Origin of the sequence: Pseudomonas sp. WHRI 8519 (genome assembly GCF_040224055.2) — a bacterium.
GTDB classification, from domain to species: domain Bacteria; phylum Pseudomonadota; class Gammaproteobacteria; order Pseudomonadales; family Pseudomonadaceae; genus Aquipseudomonas; species Aquipseudomonas putida_X.
Genome location: NZ_CP167996.1, coordinates 5823603 through 5847903, shown reverse-complemented (window position 1 = coordinate 5847903; position 24301 = coordinate 5823603). Strand labels below are relative to the sequence as shown.

General features: G+C 62.3%; 22 protein-coding genes and 1 pseudogene. 10 read left to right on the top strand and 13 right to left on the bottom strand.

What is annotated here, in order from left to right:
* The 7 genes from ABRP30_RS26780 to tcyJ form a co-directional block, all read right to left on the bottom strand.
* Positions 1–801 carry a MetQ/NlpA family ABC transporter substrate-binding protein gene (locus tag ABRP30_RS26780; RefSeq protein ID WP_267819503.1) on the bottom strand — a complete coding sequence of 267 codons (801 nt, stop codon included), beginning with the start codon at positions 799–801 and terminating at the stop codon, positions 1–3.
* Positions 794–2185, bottom strand: coding sequence for an LLM class flavin-dependent oxidoreductase (locus ABRP30_RS26775; protein ID WP_267819501.1), 1392 nt, complete (start codon positions 2183–2185; stop codon positions 794–796). The genes ABRP30_RS26780 and ABRP30_RS26775 overlap by 8 nt, the downstream gene beginning before the upstream one ends.
* Positions 2185–3366 (bottom strand): SfnB family sulfur acquisition oxidoreductase, encoded by a 1182-nt coding sequence (locus ABRP30_RS26770; RefSeq protein WP_267819499.1) that lies wholly within the window; start codon positions 3364–3366, stop codon positions 2185–2187. Before ABRP30_RS26770 ends, ABRP30_RS26775 begins: the two co-directional genes overlap by 1 nt.
* A 73-nt stretch (positions 3367–3439) precedes the next feature.
* On the bottom strand, positions 3440–4681 hold the full coding sequence (locus ABRP30_RS26765) for an SfnB family sulfur acquisition oxidoreductase (protein WP_349975998.1): 1242 nt from the start codon (positions 4679–4681) through the stop codon (positions 3440–3442).
* Positions 4682–4951: 270 nt separating this feature from the next.
* Positions 4952–5710, bottom strand: coding sequence for an L-cystine ABC transporter ATP-binding protein TcyN (gene tcyN / locus ABRP30_RS26760; RefSeq protein WP_267819495.1), 759 nt, complete (start codon positions 5708–5710; stop codon positions 4952–4954).
* A 2-nt stretch (positions 5711–5712) separates the two neighbouring features.
* Entirely contained in the window at positions 5713–6381 is a 669-nt protein-coding gene (gene tcyL / locus ABRP30_RS26755; RefSeq protein ID WP_012316742.1) for a cystine ABC transporter permease, read from the bottom strand.
* Entirely contained in the window at positions 6378–7172 is a 795-nt protein-coding gene (gene tcyJ, locus ABRP30_RS26750) for a cystine ABC transporter substrate-binding protein (RefSeq protein WP_267819493.1), read from the bottom strand. Before tcyJ ends, tcyL begins: the two co-directional genes overlap by 4 nt.
* A 269-nt stretch (positions 7173–7441) precedes the next feature.
* Here tcyJ and epsC point away from each other — a divergent pair, with 269 nt between their 5' ends.
* Positions 7442–8374, top strand: a complete 933-nt coding sequence (gene epsC / locus ABRP30_RS26745) for a serine O-acetyltransferase EpsC (RefSeq protein WP_267819491.1) — start codon at positions 7442–7444, stop codon at positions 8372–8374.
* A gap of 322 nt (positions 8375–8696) precedes the next feature.
* Positions 8697–10658 carry a choline transporter BetT gene (gene betT / locus ABRP30_RS26740; RefSeq protein ID WP_267824128.1) on the top strand — a complete coding sequence of 654 codons (1962 nt, stop codon included), beginning with the start codon at positions 8697–8699 and terminating at the stop codon, positions 10656–10658.
* Between the two features lie 81 nt (positions 10659–10739).
* On the opposite strand, the gene tauD is transcribed toward betT, so the two are convergent.
* The 4 genes and pseudogenes from tauD to tauA all read right to left on the bottom strand — a co-directional run bounded on the left by tauD (position 10740) and on the right by tauA (position 14241).
* Positions 10740–11573, bottom strand: coding sequence for a taurine dioxygenase (tauD, locus tag ABRP30_RS26735; RefSeq protein WP_349975997.1), 834 nt, complete (start codon positions 11571–11573; stop codon positions 10740–10742).
* 51 nt (positions 11574–11624) lie between these two features.
* Positions 11625–12464 (bottom strand): taurine ABC transporter permease TauC, encoded by an 840-nt coding sequence (tauC, locus tag ABRP30_RS26730; RefSeq protein ID WP_349975996.1) that lies wholly within the window; start codon positions 12462–12464, stop codon positions 11625–11627.
* Complete coding sequence (gene tauB, locus ABRP30_RS26725; protein ID WP_349975995.1) at positions 12461–13249, bottom strand: taurine ABC transporter ATP-binding subunit; 789 nt, start codon at positions 13247–13249, stop codon at positions 12461–12463. Before tauB ends, tauC begins: the two co-directional genes overlap by 4 nt.
* A 13-nt stretch (positions 13250–13262) precedes the next feature.
* A pseudogene (tauA, locus tag ABRP30_RS26720) lies at positions 13263–14241 on the bottom strand (taurine ABC transporter substrate-binding protein).
* Between the two features lie 500 nt (positions 14242–14741).
* On the opposite strand from tauA, the gene ABRP30_RS26715 reads away from it, so the two are divergent.
* The 8 genes from ABRP30_RS26715 (at position 14742) to ABRP30_RS26680 (ending at position 21794) form a co-directional block, all read left to right on the top strand.
* A complete protein-coding gene (locus ABRP30_RS26715; protein WP_349975994.1) occupies positions 14742–16055 on the top strand; it encodes an OprD family porin in 1314 nt (437 codons plus the stop codon).
* Positions 16056–16221: 166 nt separating this feature from the next.
* The gene (locus tag ABRP30_RS26710) at positions 16222–16860 is read left to right on the top strand and encodes a peroxiredoxin (protein ID WP_267819480.1); all 639 of its coding nucleotides are present in this window, start codon (positions 16222–16224) and stop codon (positions 16858–16860) included.
* Positions 16861–17055: 195 nt separating this feature from the next.
* Positions 17056–17649 (top strand): NADPH-dependent FMN reductase, encoded by a 594-nt coding sequence (gene ssuE, locus ABRP30_RS26705; RefSeq protein WP_349975993.1) that lies wholly within the window; start codon positions 17056–17058, stop codon positions 17647–17649.
* 93 nt (positions 17650–17742) lie between these two features.
* Positions 17743–18708 carry a sulfonate ABC transporter substrate-binding protein gene (locus ABRP30_RS26700; RefSeq protein ID WP_349975992.1) on the top strand — a complete coding sequence of 322 codons (966 nt, stop codon included), beginning with the start codon at positions 17743–17745 and terminating at the stop codon, positions 18706–18708.
* A 60-nt stretch (positions 18709–18768) separates the two neighbouring features.
* Entirely contained in the window at positions 18769–19917 is a 1149-nt protein-coding gene (ssuD, locus tag ABRP30_RS26695; protein WP_267819474.1) for an FMNH2-dependent alkanesulfonate monooxygenase, read from the top strand.
* A 10-nt stretch (positions 19918–19927) separates the two neighbouring features.
* Positions 19928–20725, top strand: coding sequence for an aliphatic sulfonate ABC transporter permease SsuC (gene ssuC / locus ABRP30_RS26690; RefSeq protein ID WP_267819472.1), 798 nt, complete (start codon positions 19928–19930; stop codon positions 20723–20725).
* On the top strand, positions 20722–21534 hold the full coding sequence (gene ssuB / locus ABRP30_RS26685) for an aliphatic sulfonates ABC transporter ATP-binding protein (protein ID WP_267819470.1): 813 nt from the start codon (positions 20722–20724) through the stop codon (positions 21532–21534). Before ssuC ends, ssuB begins: the two co-directional genes overlap by 4 nt.
* A 44-nt stretch (positions 21535–21578) precedes the next feature.
* Entirely contained in the window at positions 21579–21794 is a 216-nt protein-coding gene (locus ABRP30_RS26680; protein WP_008095172.1) for a molybdopterin-binding protein, read from the top strand.
* A gap of 139 nt (positions 21795–21933) precedes the next feature.
* Here ABRP30_RS26680 and ABRP30_RS26675 read toward each other — a convergent pair whose 3' ends face one another.
* Together ABRP30_RS26675 and gshA are read right to left on the bottom strand one after the other, a co-directional pair.
* A complete protein-coding gene (locus tag ABRP30_RS26675; protein WP_349975991.1) occupies positions 21934–22572 on the bottom strand; it encodes a TetR/AcrR family transcriptional regulator in 639 nt (212 codons plus the stop codon).
* Positions 22572–24149: a glutamate--cysteine ligase gene (gshA, locus tag ABRP30_RS26670; RefSeq protein ID WP_372490371.1), complete on the bottom strand. Its 1578-nt coding sequence runs from the start codon at positions 24147–24149 to the stop codon at positions 22572–22574. Before gshA ends, ABRP30_RS26675 begins: the two co-directional genes overlap by 1 nt.
* Between the last annotated feature and the right edge of the window lie 152 nt (positions 24150–24301).

Here is a 24301-nt window from a genome sequence, read left to right as displayed (position 1 = left end):
TCAGCCTTCCCAGCCGGCTTGGTAGAGGTTGCCGTGGGCTTTGTTCAGTGCTGCACGCACGGCAGGTGAATGCTGGTAGATGTCGACGAACTTGGCCAGGCGCGGATCGTCCTTGCTCTGTGGGCGTATGACGAACTGAATCACGTACTCCTTGTTCTCCAGGCCGTCGAACAGCAGCGCCGAGGTGGCATCGAAGGTGTTGGCCAGGCGAATGTAGGCCGGGTAGCCCTGCACCAGGTCGGCGTCGTCGTAGGCGCGTACCAGTTGTACGGCTTCGACTTGCAGGATTTTCAGCTTCTTGGGGTTGGCGACGATGTCGTCCTCGGTCGCTTTGTAGCCCACACCCGGTTTGAGCGTGATCAGCCCGGCCTTGGCGAGCAACTGCAGCCCTCGGCCACTGTTGATCGGGTCATTGGCGATGGCGACGCTGGCACCTTCGGGCAGCTCAGCAAAGCTTTTGTAGTGCTTTGAATAGAGCCCGACGTTGTTGATGATGCCGGGAGCGAAGGGCACCAGGTTGAAACCGGCTGCGGCCTTGGCGTTTTCCAGGAAGGGGATGTGCTGGAAGTAGTTCACGTCGATGTCGCCGCTGTTCAGGCTGACATTGGGCGCAATCCAGTCGCTGAATTCGATCAGCTTCACCTCCAGGCCTTGCTTGTGCGCTTCTTCCACTGCCGCCTCCAGCGGTATGGCGAAGGCAGACGTGGTGCCGATCTTCAGCGGTTCGGCAGCGCAGGCACCTGCGCTCAGGCTGAAGGACAGGGCAATGGCCGCGACGGGCCGGAACAGTTTCTCAAGCATGGTGCGCAACTCCAGTCGTGGCAGGGGTAGAGGTGTGGCGATAGGTAGCGCCTGGATGGTCGGCGGGCAGGTGCGGGTGATCGCTCTGGAACAGCTTCTCGCGCAGGGTGCCTTCGGCGTAGGCGGTTTTGTAGCGGCCGCGCTGTTGCAGGTGCGGGACCACCAGGTCGATGAAGTCCTCATAGCTTTCCGGGGTGACGGTGCGGGTCAGGTTGAAGCCGTCCAGGCCCGTTTCGTCGACCCAGGCGATCAGCTGTTCGGCCACAGCTTCTGGGGCACCGACCAAGGTCACGTAGCGCCCGCCCAGGGCGTGCTGTTCCAGCAGGCGGCGGCGGGTCCAGGCGTTTTCCTGCAATTGACGGGTGGCCGACTGAATAGCGTTGCCCGTGCTGGCGCCAATCGGCTCATCCAGCTCATAGGCGGCAAAGTCGATACCGGTCGAGGCGGCGAAGTGGGCCACACCCGCTTCCGGACTGGCATAGCGCAGGTATTCGGCGTACTTGGCCTGCGCCTGCTGCTCGGTGGGCGCGACGATCACCGTAATGCCCATGAACACCTTCACCCCCTGGGGGTCGCGGCCGGCAGCCTGTGCTGCGGCGCGTACCTTGTCGACCTGGGCACGGGTGGCAGCCTTGTCCTGGCCGCTGATGAACACGCATTCAGCATGGTTACCGGCGAAGGCCAGACCGCGGGGTGAACTGCCCGCCTGGAACAATACCGGGGTGCGCTGTGGCGAGGGCTCGCACAGGTGGTAGCCCTCGACCTTATAGAACTCGCCGTGGTGATGGATCTTGCGTACCTTTTCGGGGTCGGCATACACCCGTCGCGCGCGGTCTTCGACCACCGCATCGTCGGCCCAGCTGCCTTCGAGGAGTTTGTACAGCACTTGCAGATACTCATCGGCCTGGTCGTACCGGCGATCGTGCTGCGGCTGCTGCTCCAGGCCCATGGCGCGGGCGGCGCTGTCGAGGTAACCGGTGACAATATTCCAGCCAACCCGGCCATTACTCAGGTGATCGAGCGTGGACAGGCGCCGCGCAAAAAGGTATGGCGCCTCGTAAGTCAGGTTGGCGGTAAGGCCGAAGCCAAGATTTTGGGTGACGGCGGCCATGGCCGAAACCAGCAGCAGCGGGTCGTTGACCGGTAACTGGATCGATTCCTTCAGTGTCACGTCCAGCGACTTGCCGTAGATGTCGTAGGTGCCGACGATATCGGCGATGAACAGGCCATCGAACAGCCCACGCTCCAGCAGGCGCGCCAGGTCTGTCCAGTAGCTGATGGACGTGTATTGGTTCGAGGTGTCCCGTGGATGCGTCCACAAGCCGTGGTTGATATGCCCGATGCAATTCATGTTGAAGGCATTGAGCAGGATCTGCCTGGCCATCAGATGGTCCCCCGGCGCGGTGGGTTTTCATCATTGAGGTAGTAGTTGCCGATGGCGTGGTACTTCCAGCGCACCGGGTCGTGCAGGGTGTGCACGCGGGCGTTGCGCCAGTGGCGGTCGAGGTTGTGTTCGGCCAGGGTGGCCTGGCTGCCGGCCAGCTCGAACAACGTGGTGCCTGCCGCGAGGGCTATTTCGGTGCTGAGCGCACGGGCTTGTGCAACGGCGATGGAGGCAGCGGCGACGGTGTCGGTGGTGCTGTCGGCCTGGGCGCGGTCGAGGAATTCGCCGGCGCGCTCGAGCAAGGCCTCGGCGGCGTGCAAGCGGATGGCAAGGTGGCCGAAGCTCTTTAGCGTCAGCGGATCTTCACAGGCCTTCTCTTGGCCGGAGTCGACCCACGGCCGGCTGCGTGTGCGCACGAAGTGCAGGGCATCCTCATAAGCGGCGCGCGCGATCCCGGTGTCGATGGCGGCGTGAAGAATCTGCGCCAGCGGGCCGACCGGAGTAGGGCGCTCGAAGGCCGACTGGAAGGGCACCACGTCTTCAGCGCGGACCAGCACGTTGTCGAACACCACCGAGCCACTGCCTGTGGTGCGTTGGCCGAACCCGCTCCAGTCGTCGATCACTTGCAATCCTTGGCTGTCGGCCGGGACGAAGGCCAACTGCTGCACGCCGTGATCATCGATCACCGACGTCGGTATGCGCTGTGCGTAGAGGGCCCCCGTTGCGTAAAACTTGCGGCCGTTGATGCGGTAGCCGTCGCCTTCGCGGGACAGGCGGGTGGTTCGGTCATGGGCGGTCTTGGTGCCCAGCTCTGCCAGGGCGTTGCCCAAGCGTTGACCGGCCAGGACTTCGGCGTAGAGGCGTTGCTGTTGGTGCGGGCTGCCGTTCACTCGCAGTACTTCCAGGGCGTAGAAGTGGTTCTGAGGGATCTGCCCGAGTGAGGCGTCGGCCTGGGCGATGCGAGCGATGACGTTGGCCAGGGTGACGTTGGAAACACCGGCGCCGCCGAATGCCTTGGGTACGCTGATGGCCCACAGGCCGGATTGGCTGAACAGGTCCAGCTCTGCGTGTGGCAGGCGGCGCTCACGGTCGCGCAATGCGCTGTCGCGGCGTAGTTGCTGAGCGACGTGTTCGGCAACGGCCAGGGCTTGGCTGTCGCTGGTGATAACGGATGTTGTCATGGTGTGCTCCGGGGCCTTGGGCCGCTGTGCGGCCGGTTCGAGGGGCAAGACTGCTCCCCCGAAAAGGCAGAAATCAGATCCAGGAATGCCGCGCAGGCAGGGTGCCGTTCAGGTGGTAATCGCCCACCGCGTGATACTTCCAGCGCACCGGGTCATGCAGTGTGTGCACCCGGGCGTTGCGCCAGTGGCGGTCGAGGTTGAACTCGGCAAGGGTGGCGCGGCTGCCGGCCAGCTCGAACAACTTTTCACTGGCCTGCAGTGCTATCTCGGTGGTCAGCACCTTGGCCTCGGCCACTGCAATCGAGGCGCGTGCGGCTGCGGCTGCGTCGATCGGTGCAGCGTTGACTTCATCGAGTACCCGCGCAGCCTTGCGCAGCAGTGCTTGGGCAGCATGCAGTTCGAGTGTCAGGCGGCCGATGTCAGCAATCACATAGGGGTCATCGCTGGCGCGCTCGACCTTGGCCTCGATCCACGGGCGCGATGTTTCGCGCACGAAGCGTATTGCGTCTTCAATCGCGGCTTCGGCAATGCCGGCATCGATGGCTGCCTGGATCAGTTGCGAGCCTGCGCCCTGGATATTGGGGATATCGCGCTGGCGCCAGTTGTCGATCACCAGGTCGGCATCGACCGGTACCTGATCGAGCAGCACGGTGCCACTGGCGGTGGTGCGCTGGCCGAAGCCTGACCAGTCATCGACGATGCGCAGCCCGGGGGCGCCGCGGCGGACGAAGGCCAGGCGCTGGCGGCCGTCGTCGTCCAGTGCCTTGACGGCCACCCAATGGGCGAACAGCGCACCGGTGGAATAGAACTTCTCACCGCTGATGCGAAAGCCGTCGCCGGCCCGGGTAATCGTCGCCTTGAGCGTCAGGGTGTCCTTGGTGCCGCGCTCCGGCCCGGCGTTGCCGATGCGCCAGCCGTCCAGCACGCGGCGGAAGATCAGCGCCTGTTGGGCTTGTGTCGCGGTCAGGCGCAGCAGCAGCAAAATGCCGAACTGGTTCTGTGGGATCTGCCCCAGGGCCGGGTCCGCGGCGCTGATGATACGGAACACTTCGGCGATGGTTTCGAACGAGACGTCGGGGCCGCCATACGCCTTGGGCACACTGATGCTGCCCAGGCCGCTACGGGTGAATTGTTCGATTTCTGCCCAAGGCAACTTGCGCTGCTGGTCGCGGCGGGCGGCCTGCTGGCGAGCGGTCTCGGCAAGTTCGCGGGCCGCTTGCAGGGCTTGTGCGTCGTTACGCAGTATTTTCGCTGGTAGCAGCTGCGGGGAGCTGTCGAGATCGCTATGGAATTGGGTGTTTGGCTGGCTGGACATCAGTGCTGCTCCTTGGCTGCACGCGATGCCCTGGTGTTACGCACTGGGGGGGTGATGATCCTGACCATTCCTGACCTCACAAATTGAATATGTCGCTACAGCTGATGGCGACTGACGTTTGCTGGTCCGGTGGTCCGGTTCATATACCCTAATGGCCTATTAATTGATTATGAAATACCCTTTTTGAATATATATAGAAGTGGGGATTCGTACGAAGGACACCGCCCCATCGCCGGCTTGCCGACAACAGGGAAGTGAACCGAAGGCAGATTATTCGGAAGCCGCAGTCCCGAGAAACTTGCGCAAGAACTGTCGAGTCCGCTCCTGCTTGGGGTGGGCAAACAGGGCCTTGGCCTCGCCTTGCTCGACGATCACCCCCTTGTCGAAGAAGATCACCCGGTTAGCCACATCACGCGCAAAGCTCATCTCGTGGGTGACGATGATCATGGTGCGCTTTTCTTCGGCCAGGCCGCGGATGGTCGCCAGCACCTCGCCGACCAGCTCAGGGTCCAGCGCCGAGGTGGGTTCATCGAACAGGATCACCTCAGGTTCCATGGCCAGCGCCCGGGCGATTGCAACGCGCTGTTGCTGCCCGCCGGAAAGGCGTTTGGGGTAGGCGTCTTCCTTGCCCGCCAGCCCGACCTTGGCCAGCAGCGTGCGGCCCAGCTCCATGGCTTGGGCACGGGGTGTCTTCTTGACGATCACCGGGCCTTCCATGACGTTCTCCAGCGCGGTGCGATGAGGGAACAGGTTGAAGCTCTGGAACACGAAGCCGGCCTGCTGGCGCAAACGGCGAATGGCACTTTGCTGGTTGCCAAGCGGACGGTTGGCATCGATGCTGATGGCACCGATCTGGATGCGCCCGGCGTCAGGCGTTTCCAGAAGGTTCAGGCACCGCAGGAAGGTAGTCTTGCCCGAGCCGCTGGGGCCGATGATGGCCACCACTTCGCCCGGTTGCACGGTCAGGTCGATGCCGTTGAGCACGGTCTGGCCTTTGAACTGCTTGGTCAGGCCTTCTACTACGATCATCTTCAGTGCTCCTGATCGTGCTGGTTGACCCGCGCTTCCATGCGGTTCTGGAAGTGCGCGAGGATGCTGCAGAGAATCCAGTACACCACTGCAACGGCCAGGTACATGGTGAAAACTTCGAAGGTCCGTGCAGTAATCAGCTGCGCCTGGCGGAACAGTTCGGGCACCTGGATGGTCGCCGCCAGGGCGGTATCCTTGACCAGCGAGATGAAGCTGTTCCCCAGCGGTGGCAGTGCCGTGCGCAGGGCTTGCGGCAGGATCGCCCGGCGCATGGCCTGGGTGCGGGTCATGCCGATACTGGCGGCTGCTTCCCACTGGCCACGGTCGATCGAGGAGATCGCCGCACGCAGGATTTCGCAGATGTACGCTGCCATGTTCAGCGACAGGCCAATCAGCGAGGCCGGGATGGGGTCGAGTTCGATGCCGATCTGCGGCATGCCGAAATAGATCACGAACAGCTGCACCAGCAGCGGCGTGCCCCGGAAGAACGACACATAAATGCGTGCCAGCCAGTCCAGCGGCAGGATCTTCGACAGGCGCATCAGTGCCAGGGCAAAACCCAACACCAGGCCGAAGAACATGCCGCCGACACTCAGCAGCACTGTATAACCCGCGCCCTTGAGCAGGAAGGGCGCGGAGTCGACAACGAGTTGCAGGCTTTCAGCGATCATTGGGTGACATCGGCACCGAAGTATTTCTCGGACAGCTTGGCCAGGGTGCCGTCGGCCTTGAGCTTGTCGATGGCCTTGTTGATGGCTGCCAGCAGCTCAGGCTCACCCTTGCGCAGGGCCACGCCGCTTTCCAGGCGCGAGAAGGCGTCGCCGGCAAGCTGGGTATCCTTGGCTTTTTGCGCGTATTCCAGGGCGGCCAGGCGGTCGATCAGGATGGCGTCGATCCGGCCGTTGCGCAGATCGGCGAACTTGCTCGGGTCATCTTCATAGGTGCGCACTTCAGCGTTCGGAACGTCCTGCTTCACCCACTGTTCATAATTGGTGCCCAGGCCCACGCCGACTTTCTTGCCGGCCAGATCCTGCGCGGTCTTGATGTTCAACTGCTCGGCTTTTTTCTTCAGGATCAGCGCCTGGATGCCGGAGACGGTGTAAGGCTCGGAGAAGTCGTACTTCTTCTTGCGCTCCTCGGAGATGGTCACTTGGTTGACCACCACGTCTAGGCGTTTGGATTCCAGCGCTGCAAGGATGCCATCCCATTTGGTCGGCTGAATCTTGGCCTTGACGCCCAGCTCCTTGGCCAGCAGTTCCGAAAGCTCGACCTCGAAGCCGGCAAGCTTGCCGTTTTCATCCTGGAAACTGAATGGCGGGTAGGTGCCTTCGAGGCCGACGTTGATCACGCCTTTTTCCTGGATGGTTTTCAGTTGCTCGCCGGCGAATGCCTGGCTGAACAGACCGGTGCCCAGCAGGATGGCCAGGCTGGCATTGAGAAGCGGTTTGGCGAATTTCGACATGTCAGGCCCCGCGCTTGTTGTGGGAGTGGTGGGTGGCGACTATAGGGTTGGCTTCATAGGCCAGGAAATAATAAAAACTTGTTTTGTTATTTCCTTTTTTATCTCTGCCAGGGTTCGGCTGCTTTGAGGGTAGGCGACGATGCCGGGTACGTCGTCGCAGCTTATGCCCGACTTAGTGCAGGATGGAATAAAGCGTTGTTTTTTCCAAGGGGCTGATTTGCCGTAAAGTGGATTGCAAACTATCAGCTTGGCCCTGCCAGGAGATCACCGTGAGCGAACACCCTTCATCCGCGCATTGGCAGTTGCACAGTATCGTCAGTGGCTTGCGCAGCGCCCGTGAGCAGTGGCGCAGCCGCAATGGCCGCAGTATTGGCGAGCAGGGCGGGCGCGAGTTGCCGTCGCGCGAGGCGATGCGGCACATCCTTGAGCAACTGTGCGGCGCACTGTTCCCGATGCGCCTGGGGCCGGTAGACCTGCGCGAGGAGAGTGAGGACTTTTACGTTGGCCACACCCTGGATGCCGCGCTGACTGCGTTGCTGGCCCAGGCACGCCTGGAGCTGCGTTATGCCACACGCCAGAGCAAGGCTGACCTGACGGCCGTCGATGCCCAGGCGCTGCGCTTGATACAGGATTTTGCCGCGGCGTTGCCGGCCCTGCGTGTGCTGCTCGATACCGATGTGCTGGCGGCGTACCACGGTGACCCAGCAGCGCGTAGTGTCGACGAAGTCTTGCTGTGCTACCCGGGTATCCTGGCAATCATCCACCACCGCCTGGCCCACCACCTGTACAAGGCTGGCTTGCCGCTGCTGGCACGCATCAGTTCGGAACTGGCGCACTCGGCCACCGGCATCGACATCCATCCAGGGGCGCAGATTGGGCAGAGCTTCTTCATCGACCACGGCACCGGTGTAGTGATCGGTGAGACTGCGATCATCGGCGAGCGGGTGCGTATCTATCAGGCCGTGACCTTGGGGGCCAAGCGCTTCCCGAGCGACGAGTCGGGCTCGCTGCACAAAGGCCTGGCGCGGCACCCGATCGTCGAAGACGATGTGGTGATCTACGCCGGCGCGACCATTTTGGGGCGCATCACCATCGGCAAGGGTTCGACCATTGGTGGCAACGTGTGGCTGACCCGCAGCGTGCCGGCGCAAAGCAACATTACCCAGGCCAATCTACAGTTGGATTGCCAGGACAAGAACTGACCTTTATTCGGCGGTGTTCGTACCGGCCCCATCGCCGGCAAGCCGGCTGCCACGGGTTCACCGCCACACCTGAGTGCAGTGGCGTGGCTGTGTGCGGCTTGCCCGCGACAGGGCCGGTACGAACACACCGATCGGCGCCCCGGGTCGCATCGAATCCCGATCCATGGTTAACTTGAACGCTTGTTCAACGAAAAAACGCTGGTCCGTTGCCGGTGTTCAACAGGAGGATTCCTTTGCTGAACCCGTTCATTCCGAACCTCACGTCAATCGACGAGGTGCATGCCCCATGAGTGCACCGACCCCTTCCAACAGCCAGATCCGCATGAACCCTCCGGTGTTCTATTTTGCGGCAAGTTTCATCCTCATCTTCGGCCTGGTGGTCATCGCCCAACCTCAAGCAGCGGGCGACTGGCTCTTGGCGGCGCAGAACTGGGCGGCCAATACGGTCGGCTGGTACTACATGCTGGCCATGACCCTGTATCTGGTCTTCGTGGTGGTCACCGCCTTGTCCGGCTACGGCAAGATCAAGCTCGGTGCCGACCACGACGAACCCGAGTTCAGCTACCTGTCGTGGGCCGGCATGTTGTTCGCCGCCGGTATCAGCATCACCCTGTTTTTCTTCTGCGTTTCCGAACCCCTGACCCACATGCTCCAGCCCCCCCAGGGTGAGGCGGGCACGGCGGAAGCAGGGCGCCAGGCGATGCAGATACTGTTCCTGCACTGGGGCCTGCATGGCTGGGGCGTGTTCGCCTTCGTCGGCATGGCGCTGGCCTATTTCGCCTACCGCCACAACCTGCCGCTGGCGTTGCGTTCGGCGCTGTACCCGTTGATTGGCAAACGGATCAACGGGCCGATCGGCTATGCGGTGGACGGCTTCGGCATTATCGCTACGGTGTTCGGCCTGGGGGCCGACATGGGCTTCGGCGTGTTGCACCTGAATGCCGGCCTGGACTACTTGTTCGGCATCAGCCATAGCCAGTGGGTGCAGGTGATCCTCATCGCCCTGATGATGGGCGCGGCCGTGGCGGTGGCAGTCGCTGGGGTGGAGAAGGGCGTGCGGGTGATGAGCGACATCAACCTGTTCCTGGCCTGCGCGCTGTTGCTGTTCGTGTTGTTCGCCGGCCCAACCCAGCACCTGTTCAACACCCTGATCCAGAACCTGGGTGATTACCTCGGCGCGTTACCCCGCAAGAGCTTCGACGTGTATGCCTACGGCGAAAACCGTGACTGGCTGGGTGGCTGGACGGTGTTCTACTGGGCCTGGTGGATTGCCTGGGCGCCGTTCGTAGGGCTGTTCATCGCCCGTATCTCGCGTGGCCGCACCATCCGCGAATTCGTCTTCGGTGTGCTGCTGATCCCGCTGGGCTTCACCCTGGCGTGGATGTCGATCTTCGGCAACAGCGCGCTGGACCAGGTACTGAACCATGGCATGACGGCGCTTGGGCAGTCGGCCATCGATAACCCGTCGATGAGCCTGTATCTGCTGCTGGAGACCTACCCGTGGAGCAAGGTCGTCATCGCGGTGACGGTGTTCATCAGCTTCGTGTTCTTCGTCACCTCGGCAGACTCGGGCACGGTGGTGCTGTCGACCTTGTCCGCCAAGGACGGCGGTGCTGATGAAGACGGCCCGAACTGGTTGCGGATCTTCTGGGGCGCGATGACTGCGCTGATCACCAGCAGCCTGCTGTTCGCCGGCAGCATCGATTCGCTCAAATCGGCGGTGGTGCTGACCTCGTTGCCGTTCTCGTTGATCCTGCTATGCATGATGTGGGGGCTGCATAAGGCGTTCTACCTGGAGTCGCAGCGCCAGATCGCCCAGCTGCATTCGCTGGCCCCGTTCGCCCAGTCCCGCCGTGGCCGTGGTGGCTGGCGCCAGCGCCTGAGCCAGGCGGTGCATTTCCCGTCACGCGATGAGGTGTACCGCTTCATGGACGATGTGGTGCGCCCAGCGATTGCCGATGTGCGCGAGGTGTTCGAGCAGAAAGGTCTGGTGCTGGTGACCCAGGATGATCCCAGCCACGACAACGTCAGCCTGAAAGTCGGCCACGGTGAGGAGCAGCCGTTCATCTATCAGGTGCAAATGCGTGGGTATTTCACACCGTCGTTCGCGCTGGGTGGGTTGGGCTCGCAGGACTTGAAGAACCGCCGTTATTACCGCGCGGAGGTGCATCTTAGCGAGGGCAGCCAGAACTACGACCTAGTGGGCTACAGCAAGGAGCAGATCATCAACGACATCCTCGACCAGTACGAACGGCACATGCAGTTCTTGCACCTGGTCCGCTAGAGCGCCGGGGCCGCTGCGCGGCCCTTTCGCCGGCAAGCCGGCTCCACAAGGATCCTGTAGGAGCCGGCTTGCCCGCCACCCTCAGAACGGCGCATCCCCCAAGATGGTCGCCCGATGCATCACCCGCCGGTTGGGTCGGTAATCATCCACCGCAAAATGCTGGGTGACGCGGTTGTCCCAGAACGCCACGTCGTTTTCCTGCCAACGCCAGCGGATGCTGAACTCCGGCCGCGTCGCATGGGTGAACAGCAGCTTGAGCAATGCTTCACTCTCCAGTTCGCTGAGCTCATTGATGCGTGTGGTGAACCCTTCATTGACGAACAACGCCTTGCGCCCGCTCACTGGGTGGGTACGCACTACCGGGTGCGACAGCGGCGGGTTGTTACGCCGGGTGGCTTCCCAGCGTGCCAGGTCTTCAGGCGTAGTGCCGAAGCGCTCGAGCGGAAACGACTTGGTGAAATCGTGCGTTGCAGTCAGGCCATCGAGCATCTCGCGCAGCGGCGCCGACAGGGCTTGGTACGCGGCAATGCCGCTGGCCCACAGGGTATCGCCGCCATAGGCCGGCAACTGCTTGGCACTGAGCACCGCACCCAGCGCCGGGGTCGGCAGGAAGGTCACGTCGGTGTGCCACACGGCATTATCGCGTACGTCGGTGACCGCAGTGTCGAGGATCAGCACCTGCGGGGTTTGCGGGACGTTGGGATATATCGGGTGGATGTGCAGGTCGCCGAAGCGCGCGGCGAAGCGCGCTTGCTGCTCAGGCGTGATCGGCTGGTCCCGGAAGAACAGCACCTGGTGTTGCAGCAGTGCCTGCTCGATGGCATCGCGCTGCTCGGCAGTAACCTCGCGGCTGATGTCCACACCGCTGATCTGGGCACCAAGGGCCGGGCTGAGGGGGGTAACGGTAAGCGTCATGTCTTTTTCACTCCAGGCGCCGGGTAGTCGGCGTGGTCGGTCAGCAATCCGTCAGTGGCTTTGCCCATGCCAGGGCACCAGCTTGCGCTGCAAGGCGCGCAGGCCCATCTCCAGGGCGAAGGCGATGAGGGCGATCAGCAGGATGCCCAGCACTACCACGTCAGTCACCAGGAACTGCGCCGCCGACTGCACCATGAAGCCCAGGCCGCTGGTGGCAGCGATCAGTTCGGCGGCTACCAGGGTCGACCAGCCCACACCCAGGCCGATACGGATGCCGGTGAGGATATCGGGCAGGGCACTAGGCAGGATCACGTGGCGGATCAGTTGCACCTTGGTCGCCCCCAGCGATTGCGCAGCGCGCAACCTGGCCGGGTCGACGGTGCGCACGCCGGTAGCCGTGGCGATCGCGATCGGGGCGAAGATTGCCAGGTAGATGAGCAGCACTTTGGACAGCTCGCCGATACCGCACCAGATGACGATCAGCGGCAGGTAGGCCAGGGGCGGTATGGGGCGGTAGAACTCGATCAGTGGGTCGAGAATGCCGCGGGCTACACGGTTGTAGCCGATGGCGATACCAACCGGGATGGCGGTCAGGGTCGCAGCAACCAGCGCCAGGCCGATGCGCCCCAGGCTCGCGCCCAGGTGTTGCCACAGGCTGGCGTCCATGTAGCCTTGGGTGAGCAAGCTCCAGGCTTTGGCCAGGATGTCGCCGGGCGCAGGCAGGAACAGGGGCTCTATCCAGCCGGCGGCGGTCACCAGCCACCAGACCAGCAGCAGGCTGGCCAGGGTTAACGTGCTGATCCAGCGGGTGGAAAGCTGGCGGCGCGCTTTTTCGACGGGCCGCGCGTGGCTGTCGCGCTTGCTGGCGACCGGCAGATCGAGGCTGCTCATGCGTGCTCCTGCAGGCTTTGGCGTTGGGAGAAAACCCGCGCCAGCACATGCTCGCGGGTTTCAATGAAGCGGGGGTCAGACTTGATCGCCCGAGCCGACTCGCCAGCGGCATAACGTTGGCCGAAGTCCAGCTGCAGGCGCTCGACCACACGGCCCGGGGCTGGGGCCAGCAGCACCAGTTCGGTTGCAAGGAATACCGCTTCCTCAATGTCGTGAGTAATAAGGAAAACCGGTTTGGCAGTGCGCTGCCAGACTTGCAGCAGCAGTTCCTGCATCTGCTCGCGGGTGAATGCGTCAAGGGCGCCGAACGGCTCGTCCATCAGCAGTACCCTTGGGTCGGCCGCCAGCGCGCGGGCAAGGCCCACACGCTGCTTCTGGCCGCCGGACAGTTGCCAGATGCGCCGCTCGCCAAAGCCATCCAGATCGACCAGGGCCAGCAGTTGCCGTGCCTTGGCCTCCCGCTCTGCGCGGGCCACACCGGCCAGCTCCAAACCGAAAGCGACATTGCCCAGCACGTTCTGCCACGGCAGCAGGGCATCGTCCTGAAACACCACGCCGCGTTCGGCGCCGGGGCCTTGCACCGCAACGCCGTCAAGGGTGATACGCCCGCCGCTGGGGGTGACGAAGCCCGCGATAAGGTTGAGCAGCGACGTCTTGCCACTGCCGGAGGGCCCCAGCGCGACCAGCAACTGGCCTGGGCCCAGGCTGAGGTTGATGTCCGCCAGCACAGGGGTGCTGGCGCCGGGGTACTGTGCGCTGATGCGCTCCAGTTCTAGCAAGGCCATGACGAGCTCCGGATCAATTGGGCAGGAACTTGGCGCTGACGTAGGCCGAGTAGTCCGGCAACACGGCGTCGACCTTGCCTTGCTGCTTGAGGAAGGTGGCGGTGTCGGTCAGTGCTTGAGTGGTCGGTGCGCCCAGGGCGTTGGCCTGGTCGGCGGCCAGCGGGTAGACGTTACCCTCCAACAGCACCGGGATATCGCTGGCCTTGGCGCCGGACAGCTTCACCAGCTTGGCCACGTTGTCTTTGTTGGCCAGCCAGGCCGCCGGGTCTTTGCGGTAGTCGGCGTAGGCGTCGAGGGTGACCTTGGCAAAGGCTTTGACCACCTCGGGGTGCTTGTCGGCGAAGTCCTTGCGCACGATCCAGGCATCGAAGGTGGGTGCGCCTTTTTCTGCCAGTTCCCCGGAGGTGATCAGTACCTTGCCGTTTTCCTTGGCCACGCCCAGTGCCGGGTCCCAAACGTACGTGGCATCGATGTCGCCGCGCTTCCAGGCCGCGATGATCGCCGGTGGGGCGAGGTTGAGGATCTGCACCTTCGGCCTTGGACGGGTCGATGTTCCAGCTTTTGAGCGCGGCCAAGAGGCTGTAGTGGCCGGTCGAAACGAAAGGCACTGCGACCTTCTTGCCGATCAGGTCTTGTGGGGTCTTGATGCTGTCGCGGGCCACCAGCGCCTCGCCGGCGCCGATCTGAGTGGCGATCAGGAAGGTTTCCACCGGCAGCTTGCGGCTGGCAGCAGCGGCCAGCGGGCTGGAGCCCAGGTAGCCGATCTGCACGTCGCCGCTGGCCACCGCAGTGATCACATCGGCGCCGTTATCGAACTTGCGCCAGTCGATGCTGGCCTTGCTGGCTTTTTCGTAGTCGCCATCGACCTGGGCCACCTTGGCCGGGTCGACGGTGGTCTGGTAGGCGACGGTGAGGTCGGCGGCTTGGGCGAACCAGCTGGTGCCGGCGAGGGCCAGGGGAGCGAACAGGCGCAGTGGAGCGTGCGGGATCATGGTCGGACCTCTTGTCAGACAATCGAAGTGATGAATGGCAAGAAGGCTAGATGATCTAAGAAATATAAAATAAATAACTTTTTGGAATTAGCATAGGAGCCATTCGCTTTAAGCCCAGGAGTTCGGCGAGGCTTCAGGAGCAAAACCGAGTGCAGCGCTAGGTTTTTATCGGCTGCACAGATCAGTTAGGAATAAGGATATGAGCAAACGTTTGCAAATAACCTAAAGCTATTACAGGCTTGTGCCGATACAGTTTTTGGCAGTAAAGGTTTCAACCATATGCCTTAAAAATCTTAGAAATTCATAAAACGGTCATTTTGGATTTATAGGATTGTCATTATCCTGTAGCGCAGGTGGCGTCTTAGACCAAAGTCGTGAAATGTTCAGTAACGATTGACTTGTTGGTCATTCTTTGTGACTAAATCGCCAATCCACGGTGAGCGGGGCATCAGATCCTGCCGCCAGAGATACACAAAAATTAGAACGTAGAGGAGCAAAACATGTACAAGTCCAGCCTGGCTCTGGCCGTGGCACTGGGGGTTCTCGCCCAGCAAGCAGGCGCTGCCGGTTTCGTTGAAGACAGCAAACTGTCGCTTAGCTCGCGCACCATGTATTTCAATGGCGACAACCGTGACGGTGGTGCTGACAACCGTGAATCGGGTCAGGGCTTCAAGCTCGACTATCTGTCCGGTTTCACTGAAGGTACCGTTGGGTTTGGTGTTGATGTCCAAGCTCTGTGGGGCATTCATCTGGACGGCGGCCGTGGCAAGCATCCAGACACCAGCAGTTTCTTCCCAAGCGACTCCGACGGGTCCGCTGAGAGCCAGTGGGCACGTCTCGGTGCTAACGCCAAAGCTCGCTTCTCCAAGACTGAAGTCCACTACGGCAGCGCTCTGGCGCCAAACCTGCCAATCCTCGTTTCCAACGATGGCCGTCTGCTGCCCCAGACCTTCGAGGGTGGCACCATCCAGTCGAAGGAAATCGACAACCTGACCATCAACGCCGGTCAGTTGACCCACGCCATGGGTCGTGCATCGAGCAACCGTACCGGTCTTTCGGTACAGGGTGCTACTGAGGAGAGCAACAAGTTCCGCTACGCCGGTCTGGATTACAAGCTCACTCCCGACCTGACCTTGCAGTACTACTACTCGAATCTGGAAGACTTCTACAAGCAGCACTTCCTGGGTGCCACTCACGTCTTCAAGATTGCTGACGATCAGTCGTTCAAAACCGACCTGCGCTACTTCGATAGCAGCAAGGACGGTCGCAATGGTGAGGCTGGCTACGAGTTCAAAAACAACAACGGCTATGCCAAGAACCCAGGTGAAGTGGACAACAAGACTTGGTCCGCCATGTTCACCTACACGCTGGGCGGCCACGCTCTGATGTTGGGTCACCAGCAGGTCAGCGATGACGGTGGCTTCGTCTGGCTGAACCAAGGCAGCCTGGTCGATGAAGGCGCTGGCGGTTCCAGCTTCTACCTGTTCACCGACAGCATGATCAACCAGTTCGCCAAGGCCGGTGAGAACACCACCTTCGGTCAGTACTCGTATGACTTTGCTCGCCTGGGCGTGCCTGGCCTGAAAGCGTCCGTTTCCTACCTGCGTGGTGAAGACGGTCGCAGCACCAATGGTAACGGGACCTTCAGCGAGTGGGAGCGTGATGCTCGCGTTGATTACGTCCTGCAGGAAGGCACCCTTAAAGGTCTGGGCTTCAGCCTGCGTCAAGGCGTCTATCGCGGCACCGGTTCTGGCTCTTCTAACGATCAAGACCAGACCCGCTTCATCGTGAACTACACTTACAACTTCATGTAAGACGTAGTTGCGCAAAAGAGCCTCGCCTAGTGCGAGGCTTTTTTTTGCCCATCGATTTCTTTATTTTTTGGTTATAAATAAAGCGTTATTTATTCTTTTTGTTTTTATCTGAATGAAGGCACATTGAACCCCACTAGGCCAGTCCACAGCACAGGAGCCGCACCCTATGAGCCTCAAACTCGGCGACATCGCCCCCGATTTCGAACAGGATTCCAGCGAAGGCAAGATCCGCTTCCACGAGTGGCTCGGTAGCAGCTGGGGCGTGCTGTTCTCTCACCCGGCCGACTTCACCCCGGTGTGCACCACCGAGCTGGGCCTGACCGCCAAGCTCAAGGACGACTTCGCCAAACGTGGGGTCAAGGCCATCGCCCTGTCCGTGGACCCGGTCGACTCGCACCACAAATGGATCGAGGACATCAACGAGACCCAGAACACCGTGGTCAACTTCCCGATCATCGCCGACGCCGACCGTAAGGTTTCAGACCTGTACGACCTGATACACCCGAACGCCAGCGACACCCTGACCGTGCGCTCGCTGTTCGTCATCGACCCGAACAAGAAGGTGCGCCTGACCATCACCTATCCGGCCAGTACCGGGCGCAACTTCAACGAAATACTGCGGGTAATCGACTCGCTGCAGCTCACCGACAACCACAAGGTCGCCACGCCAGGTAACTGGCAGGACGGCGACGAAGTAGTGATCGTGCCTTCGCTGAAGGATGAGGAAGAGATCAAGCAACGCTTCCCAAAAGGCTACCGCGCCGTAAAACCCTACCTGCGACTCACCCCGCAACCTAATCGCTGAGGCGAGCTGCAAGCTGCAAGCTACAAGCTACAAGCTACAAGCTGGGCCAGTTTTTCTTGAAGTTTGCGGCTTACAGCTTGCAGCTTGCAGCTTAAAACTTGAAGCTAAAAAGCATAAGCAAATGAATAAATATGATTTCTAGGAATATGTGAGGGCTGGTAATGTCAGCTCAACAGAACACGAGGAAGCACTTCAATGCTGGTCGTCTCAATCGGTGGTAGCCCAAGTCTCCGTTCACGCTCCGGCGTGCTGCTCCAGCGCTCGCGCCAGTGGCTGCAGGAGCGTGGTGCCGAGGTGGTGACCTTCCAGGTACGAGACTTCCCCGCTGAAGACCTGCTCCACGCCCGCTTCGACAGCCCACACGTGCAGCACTTCCAGCAACTGGTGGCTCAGGCCGACGGCCTGATCGTCGCCACCCCGGTATACAAGGCATCGTTTGCCGGGGCACTGAAAACATTGCTCGACCTGCTACCCGAACGCGCCCTGGCCCACAAGATCGTACTGCCAATCGCCACCGGCGGCAGCATCGCCCACATGCTCGCGGTCGATTACGCGTTAAAGCCGGTGCTGTCGGCACTCAAGGCGCAAGAGACCCTGCAAGGGATCTTCGCCGACGACAGCCAGGTCGCCTACGCAGAAGGCGCCCAGCCGGCACAGTTGTCACCCGCTCTGCAAGAGCGGCTGCAGGACGCGCTGGAGACCTTCCACCTGGCCCTGGCCCGTCGGCCGCGGCCCGTGGCCCCCGGCGTACTCAACGAACGCTTGATCAGTGCCCGCTGGAGCATCTGACCCGCCACAACGGCTTTATCGCGTCACCCACCTTACTCGCCCGTCAACGAGGCAAGCAGGTGCAACCCGAACCTACTCGCACAGGAGAGCGCCATGCGCACAGTCTTCTTGCGTCGTGGTCTGGTCGCCCTGTTTGCGGCGGCTGTGTCCTTCGGCGCCATCACTCAAGCCCAGGCTGAAAGCCTGCGCATCGGCTATCAGAAATACGGCACCCTGGTGCTGCTCAAAGCCAAGGGCACGCTGGAAAAGCGCCTGGCCGATCAGGGCGTCCAGGTGCAATGGACCGAATTCCCCGGTGGCCCGCAGCTGCTCGAAGGCTTGAATGTCGGCTCCATCGACTTTGGCGTAACCGGTGAAACGCCCCCGGTATTCGCTCAGGCTGCTGGGGCCGATCTGCTCTATGTGGCCTACGAACCGCCTGCGCCGCACAGTGAAGCGATCCTTGTGCCAAAGGGTTCGCCGATCCAGTCAGTGAAGGAGCTCAAGGGCAAGAAGGTTGCCCTCAACAAAGGCTCGAACGTTCATTACCTGCTGGTCCGCGCCCTGGAAGAAGCGGGCCTCAAGTACAGCGACATACAGCCCGTCTACCTGCCGCCGGCCGATGCCCGCGCCGCGTTCGAGCGTGGCAGCGTCGATGCCTGGGTGATCTGGGACCCGTACCAGGCTGCCGCCGAACAGCAGTTGCAGGCACGCACCCTGCGTGACGGCAAAGCGCTGGTCGACAACCACCAGTTCTACCTGGCCACCCGCAACTACGCGACCCAGCATCCGGCTGTGATCAACGCCCTCATCGAAGAAGTACGCGCCGTGGGCAGATGGTCGCAGGCCAACCCTCAGGAAGTGACCGACCAGGTCGCTCCGCTGCTCGGGCTGCCCGCCGATATCACCCTGACCTCAGTCAAACGCCAAGGCTACGGTGCCGCGCCGCTGACACCCGAGGTGGTGGCCGCACAACAGAAAATCGCCGACACCTTCCACGCGCTGAAGCTGATTCCCAAGCCGCTGAGCATCAAGGACGTGATCTGGACACCCCCGGCCAAGGTCGCCAGCGCGCCTTGATCGATTCGCCTGTGCCGGGGCGCCGCTGTGGCCCTCGCCACCTTTGAGGAGACAACTCCAATGAGCCTTAACATTTTCTGGTTCCTCCCGACCCATGGTGACGGCAAGTACCTGGGCACATCCGAGGGCGCCCGCGCGGTCGACCACGGTTACCTGCAGCAGATCGCGCAGGCCGCCGACCGCCTTGGTTTTGGTGGGGTGCTGATCCCTACCGGGCGTTCCTGCGAGGACTCGTGGCTGGTGGCAGCGTCGCTGATTCCCGTGACCCAGCATCTGAAATTCCTGGTTGCCCTGCGCCCAGGCATCATTTCGCCGACCGTGGCAGCACGTCAGGCTGCAACGTTGGACCGCCTGTCCAATGGCCGTGCGCTGTTCAACCTGGTGACCGGTGGCGACCCCGATGAACTGGCGGGTGATGGGCTGCACCTGAACCACCAGGAGCGCTACGAAGCCTCGGTCGAGTTCACCCGTATCTGGCGCAAGGTGCTGGAAGGCGAAAACGTCGATTACGACGGCAAGCACATCCAGGTGAAGGGCGCCAAGCTGCTCTACCCGCCGATCCAGCAACCACGCCCGCCGCTGTATTTCGGCGGTTCGTCGCAGGCCGCTCAGGACCTGGCCGCCGAACAGGTCGAGTTGTACCTGACCTGGGGCGAGCCGCCAGCAGCCGTGGCCGAGAAGATCGCCCAGGTGCGCGAAAAAGCCGCTGCTCAAGGCCGCGAAGTACGCTTCGGCATTCGCCTGCACGTGATCGTGCGCGAAACCAACGAACAAGCATGGGCTGCGGCTGACCGCCTGATCTCGCACCTGGACGATGACACCATCGCCCGTGCCCAGGCCTCGCTGGCGCGCTTCGACTCGGTGGGCCAGCAGCGCATGGCTGCGCTGCACGGCGGCAACCGCGACAACCTGGAAGTCAGCCCCAACTTGTGGGCAGGCGTTGGCCTGGTGCGTGGCGGTGCCGGCACCGCCCTGGTGGGCGATGGCCCGACTGTCGCGGCGCGGGTGAAGGAATATGCCGACCTGGGGATCGATACCTTCATCTTCTCGGGTTATCCACACCTGGAAGAATCGTATCGGGTTGCCGAACTGCTGTTCCCGCACCTCGATGTACAGCGCCCGGAGCAACCGAAAACCGGAGGCTACGTAAGCCCGTTCGGCGAGATGGTGGCCAACGACATCCTGCCCAAGTCCGTGTCGCAGAGCTGAGGGCCGGGCCATGAGTCGTGCAACATCCTCCACCCTGACCCAGCGCCTGGCGCCGTGGGCACTGCCGGTGCTGCTGTTGGCAGTCTGGCAACTGGCGGTCAGCGCTGGCTGGCTGTCGACGCGCATCTTGCCAGCACCTAGCGCAGTGGTCAGCGCAGGTGTCGAGCTGGTGCGTAGCGGCGATATCTGGACCCACCTGGCCATCAGCGGCTGGCGTGCCGGCCTGGGCTTTCTGATCGGCGGCAGCATTGGGCTGGTGCTGGGCTTCATCACCGGCCTGTCGAACTGGGGCGAGCGCCTGCTCGACAGCTCGGTGCAGATGATCCGCAACGTGCCGCACCTGGCACTGATCCCGCTGGTGATCCTGTGGTTCGGTATCGACGAGTCGGCAAAGATCTTCCTGGTCGCGCTGGGCACGCTGTTCCCGATCTACCTGAACACCTACCACGGCATCCGCAATGTCGACCCGGCGCTGGTGGAAATGGCGCGCAGCTACGGCTTGTCCGGCTTCAGCCTGTTCCGTCAGGTGATCCTGCCGGGTGCACTGCCATCAATCCTGGTGGGCGTGCGCTTCGCACTGGGTTTCATGTGGCTGACCCTGATCGTGGCCGAGACCATTTCAGCGAACGCCGGCATCGGTTACCTGGCGATGAACGCCCGTGAGTTCCTGCAGACCGACGTGGTGGTACTGGCCATCGTTCTGTATGCCGTGCTCGGCAAACTTGCCGACCTCGCCGCCCGTGGCCTGGAGCGTGTGTGGCTGCGCTGGCACCCGGCCTATCAAGTGGCCAAGAAGGAGGGCGCATGACCGTGCTCAAGGAACAGCCGCCACGCCTGTTGCGTGGCATCCCGCTGGCCTGCGACGGCCTGCGCAAGACCTTTGGCCAGCGCGAAGTCTTGAAGGGCATCGACCTGCACATTCCGGCGGGGCAGTTCGTGGCCATCGTTGGCCGCAGCGGCTGCGGCAAAAGCACCCTGTTGCGGCTGCTGGCCGGGCTCGACCAGCCTACGGGCGGGCAGTTGCTGGCCGGCGCTGCGCCGCTGGAAGAGGCCCGTGAAGAAACCCGCCTGATGTTCCAGGACGCTCGCTTGCTGCCGTGGAAGAAGGTGATCGACAACGTGGGCCTGGGCCTGTCGGGTGACTGGCGCCCCCGTGCGCTGCAAGCGCTGGAGGCGGTTGGCCTGGCTGACCGCGCCAATGAATGGCCGGCAGCCCTGTCGGGTGGCCAGAAACAGCGCGTGGCCTTGGCGCGTGCGCTGATCCACCAGCCACGCCTGCTGCTGCTGGACGAGCCGCTGGGTGCGCTGGATGCATTGACCCGCATCGAGATGCAGCAACTGATAGAACGCCTGTGGCGTGAGCACGGCTTCACCGTGCTGCTGGTCACTCACGATGTCAGCGAGGCGGTTGCCGTGGCTGATCGGGTGATCCTGATCGAGGACGGCGAAGTCGGGCTCGACCTCACCGTCGACCTGGCACGGCCCCGCGCGCGCGGTACACACCGCCTGGCCGCGCTGGAAAGCGAAGTGCTCAACCGTGTTCTGTCGGCACCGGGCACTGCGCCCGAGCCGGATCCTGTAGCCCCTCTGCCCACGCAATTGCGTTGGGCGCATTGAACGACTCACTCACCAGACTGAAGCCATAGTGAAGGAAGACCATCATGACCATCAAAGCTATCAACGTCCGTAACCAGTTCAAAGGCACCGTCAAAGAAATCCTCGAAGGCCCGGTACTGTCGGAAATCGACGTGCAGACGGCCTCAGGTATCGTCACATCCGTGATCACCACCCGCTCGGTAAAAGAGCTGGAGCTGCAGGTGGGCAGTGAAGTGATTGCGTTCGTGAAGTCCACCGAGGTGTCCATCGCCAAGCTGTAATGGCCGTGGCGGCGCTGTGCGACCCAGTCGCGGCTTGGCCCGCGAATGGGCCGCCATAAGGCGTCAGGCGAGTCCCAGCCCGCGTGACCAATCGCTCCGCACCGCGCCTCGCTCTTGCAGCTACAGCTGAGGGCCTGGCTCAGGGCGCTGTGTGGCGTTTACCCAGAAACGGTGGCAGGTAGAGCCCCAGATACGCCTCGCATACCCGCATACCTTCCTCTGCCATGCGCGGCGTGATCTGGTCATGCAGCTGCATCGAGCGGGCATAGACCCGGTCACTGAGCTCCATGGCCAAGGCAAACACATCCACATCCAGCGGCATCGCCGGCAGATGGAAATGCTGGTCGAACAGCTTGTGCATCAGGTCGCCCAGTTCCATGTCGTGCTGCCGGTCGGCCTGCACCACCTCGCTCAGGCCATGCTGCGCCAGAATCAGCTGCCGCGCCGCCGCATCCTCGTTGTAGATGGCAAGCATGCGCTCTTCGATCAGCCGTGACAGTTGCTGCCAGGTGCTCAATGCGCTGCTGTCGATCGGTGCGCTCAGGGCTTCGCGAAACGCCCGGTGCACATCGGCTGTCAGGGCTTCCAGCAAGGCCGGCACGCTGGCGAAGAAGTGATACACCGACGAGGGTGGAATCTGCGCCCGCTCGGCCACGCTGTAGATGGAAAGTGCCGCCACCCCTTGTTCAGCCAGCAGTTCGCGCGCCGCCGCCAGGATGGCTTCGATCCTGGCCTGGCTGCTGGCGCGCGGCTTGCGCGGGGTGGTCGAGCGGTTCATCAGTTGCTGATTGCCAGGATACTGGCCTGGTAGGCGCCGACGAACAGGTCGAAGTCACCGACTTCGTCTTGCTCCAGCTCGGACTGCTTGGCGAGCGATTCGCGTGCCAGCGTTTCGAATGCCTGCTGCTTGTCGTTGCTCAGTGGCTGCTCGCGGAAAGCCTCGGCGTGGAGCCGGCTTTGGCGAAGCGAGAACTGGACGAAGCTTTCGTCATGCTCGGCCATGCGTGCCAAGACCTGGGCAGAGGGGGTCAGCGACGCGTCGTCGACCTTGGCCTGCTGGGCATCCAGGGCCTTGGCGTGCTCATCAGAGCCTTGCGCCTGGTCGAGCAGGTTGGCCAATAGCCGGATACGCTCGATCAGTTCACTGGCCCAGTCTTTCAGGCCGATCGGCAGGCCATTGCGGTGCAGCTCAAGGCCTGGGCGACGGCCTTCCTTGACCACGGTCAGGAAGTTGTCGGTGCACTGGCCGCATTCGCCGTTGTCCAGCTGCGGGCTGTCTTCCAGCGCACAGAACAGCAGGAACGCATCGATGAAGCGCGCCTCGGTGAGGTCGATGCCTACCGGCAGGAACGGGTTGATGTCCAGGCAACGCACCTCGACATACTGCACGCCGCGGGAGGTCAGGGCCTGGATCGGCCGTTCGCCGGTGTAGGTGACACGTTTGGGACGAATGTTCGAGTAGTACTCGTTCTCGATCTGCAGGATGTTGGTGTTCAACTGCACCCATTCGCCGTCGACATGCGTGCCGATCTCGACGTAGGGCGGGTAGGGCGTGCCCACTGCCTTGCGCAGGCTGTCGGTATAACTGGCCAGGTTGTTGTAGCAGGGCGTCAGGCCCGCCTGAGCATTGCTCTGGTAACCCAGGTCGCTCATGCGCAGGCTGGTGGCGTAGGGCAGGTACAGGGTTTCGGCGTCCAGCTCTTCGAGCTGGTGCGGGCGACCGCGCAGGAAGCCTTTGTCCAGGACTGGCGAGGCACCGAACAGGTACATCAGCAGCCAGCTGTAACGGCGGAAGTTGCGGATCAGCGCAATGTAAGCCGCCGATTGATAGTCGCGGTCGCTCTGATCGTTGCCTTCGGCGGCGCGCAGCAGGGGCCACAGCGCTTCAGGCAACGAGAAGTTGTAGTGGATGCCGGCGATGCACTGCATGGTGCGGCCGTAGCGCAGGGCCAGGCCCTTGCGGTAGACGTGCTTCAGCTTGCCGATGTTCGAGGTCCCGTACTCGGCGATCGGGATGTCCTCCTCGGCCGGCAGCGTGCACGGCATCGACGGGCTCCACAGCAGTTCGTCGCCAAGCTTGCTGTAGACGAAACGGTGGGTTTGCTCGAGGCTTTCCAGCACCTGGGCCGGGTCAGCCAGGGCCGGGGTGATGAACTCCAGCAGCGACTCGGAATAATCGGTGGTTATCTGCTCGTTGGTCAGCGCCGAACCCAGGCTTTCCGGGTGTGGGGTCTGAGCCAGGCGACCTTCGTCGGTGACGCGCAGGCATTCGCGCTCAATACCGTGCAGGCACTGCTTGAGCAGGGGAAGATTGGCGCCGAGCAGGCTCAGGCGGCGGTTGAGGAGGTCGCTCAAGATGGTTTCCTTCACGCATCAGTCGCCCCAATATGGGGGTAGAGTTGACGGTCTACAAGGGTAGGAGGAAAGGAACTGGCGTTGTCGCCTGGTTTACGCGGTTACGGCAGTGCCAGCGCACTGCCGCAAAATACCGCAGATACCATTTGGTG

Bases quoted from the DNA above. Each gene is read 5' to 3' on its own strand.
- ABRP30_RS26780 (WP_267819503.1), bottom strand. From the start codon at position 801: ATGCTTGAGAAACTGTTCCGGCCCGTCGCGGCCATTGCCCTGTCCTTC.
- ABRP30_RS26775 (WP_267819501.1), bottom strand. From the start codon at position 2,185: ATGGCCAGGCAGATCCTGCTCAATGCCTTCAACATGAATTGCATCGGG.
- ABRP30_RS26770 (WP_267819499.1), bottom strand. From the start codon at position 3,366: ATGACAACATCCGTTATCACCAGCGACAGCCAAGCCCTGGCCGTTGCC.
- ABRP30_RS26765 (WP_349975998.1), bottom strand. From the start codon at position 4,681: ATGTCCAGCCAGCCAAACACCCAATTCCATAGCGATCTCGACAGCTCC.
- tcyN (WP_267819495.1), bottom strand. From the start codon at position 5,710: ATGATCGTAGTAGAAGGCCTGACCAAGCAGTTCAAAGGCCAGACCGTG.
- tcyL (WP_012316742.1), bottom strand. From the start codon at position 6,381: ATGATCGCTGAAAGCCTGCAACTCGTTGTCGACTCCGCGCCCTTCCTG.
- tcyJ (WP_267819493.1), bottom strand. From the start codon at position 7,172: ATGTCGAAATTCGCCAAACCGCTTCTCAATGCCAGCCTGGCCATCCTG.
- betT (WP_267824128.1), top strand. From the start codon at position 8,697: ATGAACCCTCCGGTGTTCTATTTTGCGGCAAGTTTCATCCTCATCTTC.
- tauD (WP_349975997.1), bottom strand. From the start codon at position 11,573: ATGACGCTTACCGTTACCCCCCTCAGCCCGGCCCTTGGTGCCCAGATC.
- tauC (WP_349975996.1), bottom strand. From the start codon at position 12,464: ATGAGCAGCCTCGATCTGCCGGTCGCCAGCAAGCGCGACAGCCACGCG.
- tauB (WP_349975995.1), bottom strand. From the start codon at position 13,249: ATGGCCTTGCTAGAACTGGAGCGCATCAGCGCACAGTACCCCGGCGCC.
- ABRP30_RS26715 (WP_349975994.1), top strand. From the start codon at position 14,742: ATGTACAAGTCCAGCCTGGCTCTGGCCGTGGCACTGGGGGTTCTCGCC.
- ABRP30_RS26710 (WP_267819480.1), top strand. From the start codon at position 16,222: ATGAGCCTCAAACTCGGCGACATCGCCCCCGATTTCGAACAGGATTCC.
- ssuE (WP_349975993.1), top strand. From the start codon at position 17,056: ATGCTGGTCGTCTCAATCGGTGGTAGCCCAAGTCTCCGTTCACGCTCC.
- ABRP30_RS26700 (WP_349975992.1), top strand. From the start codon at position 17,743: ATGCGCACAGTCTTCTTGCGTCGTGGTCTGGTCGCCCTGTTTGCGGCG.
- ssuD (WP_267819474.1), top strand. From the start codon at position 18,769: ATGAGCCTTAACATTTTCTGGTTCCTCCCGACCCATGGTGACGGCAAG.
- ssuC (WP_267819472.1), top strand. From the start codon at position 19,928: ATGAGTCGTGCAACATCCTCCACCCTGACCCAGCGCCTGGCGCCGTGG.
- ssuB (WP_267819470.1), top strand. From the start codon at position 20,722: ATGACCGTGCTCAAGGAACAGCCGCCACGCCTGTTGCGTGGCATCCCG.
- ABRP30_RS26680 (WP_008095172.1), top strand. From the start codon at position 21,579: ATGACCATCAAAGCTATCAACGTCCGTAACCAGTTCAAAGGCACCGTC.
- ABRP30_RS26675 (WP_349975991.1), bottom strand. From the start codon at position 22,572: ATGAACCGCTCGACCACCCCGCGCAAGCCGCGCGCCAGCAGCCAGGCC.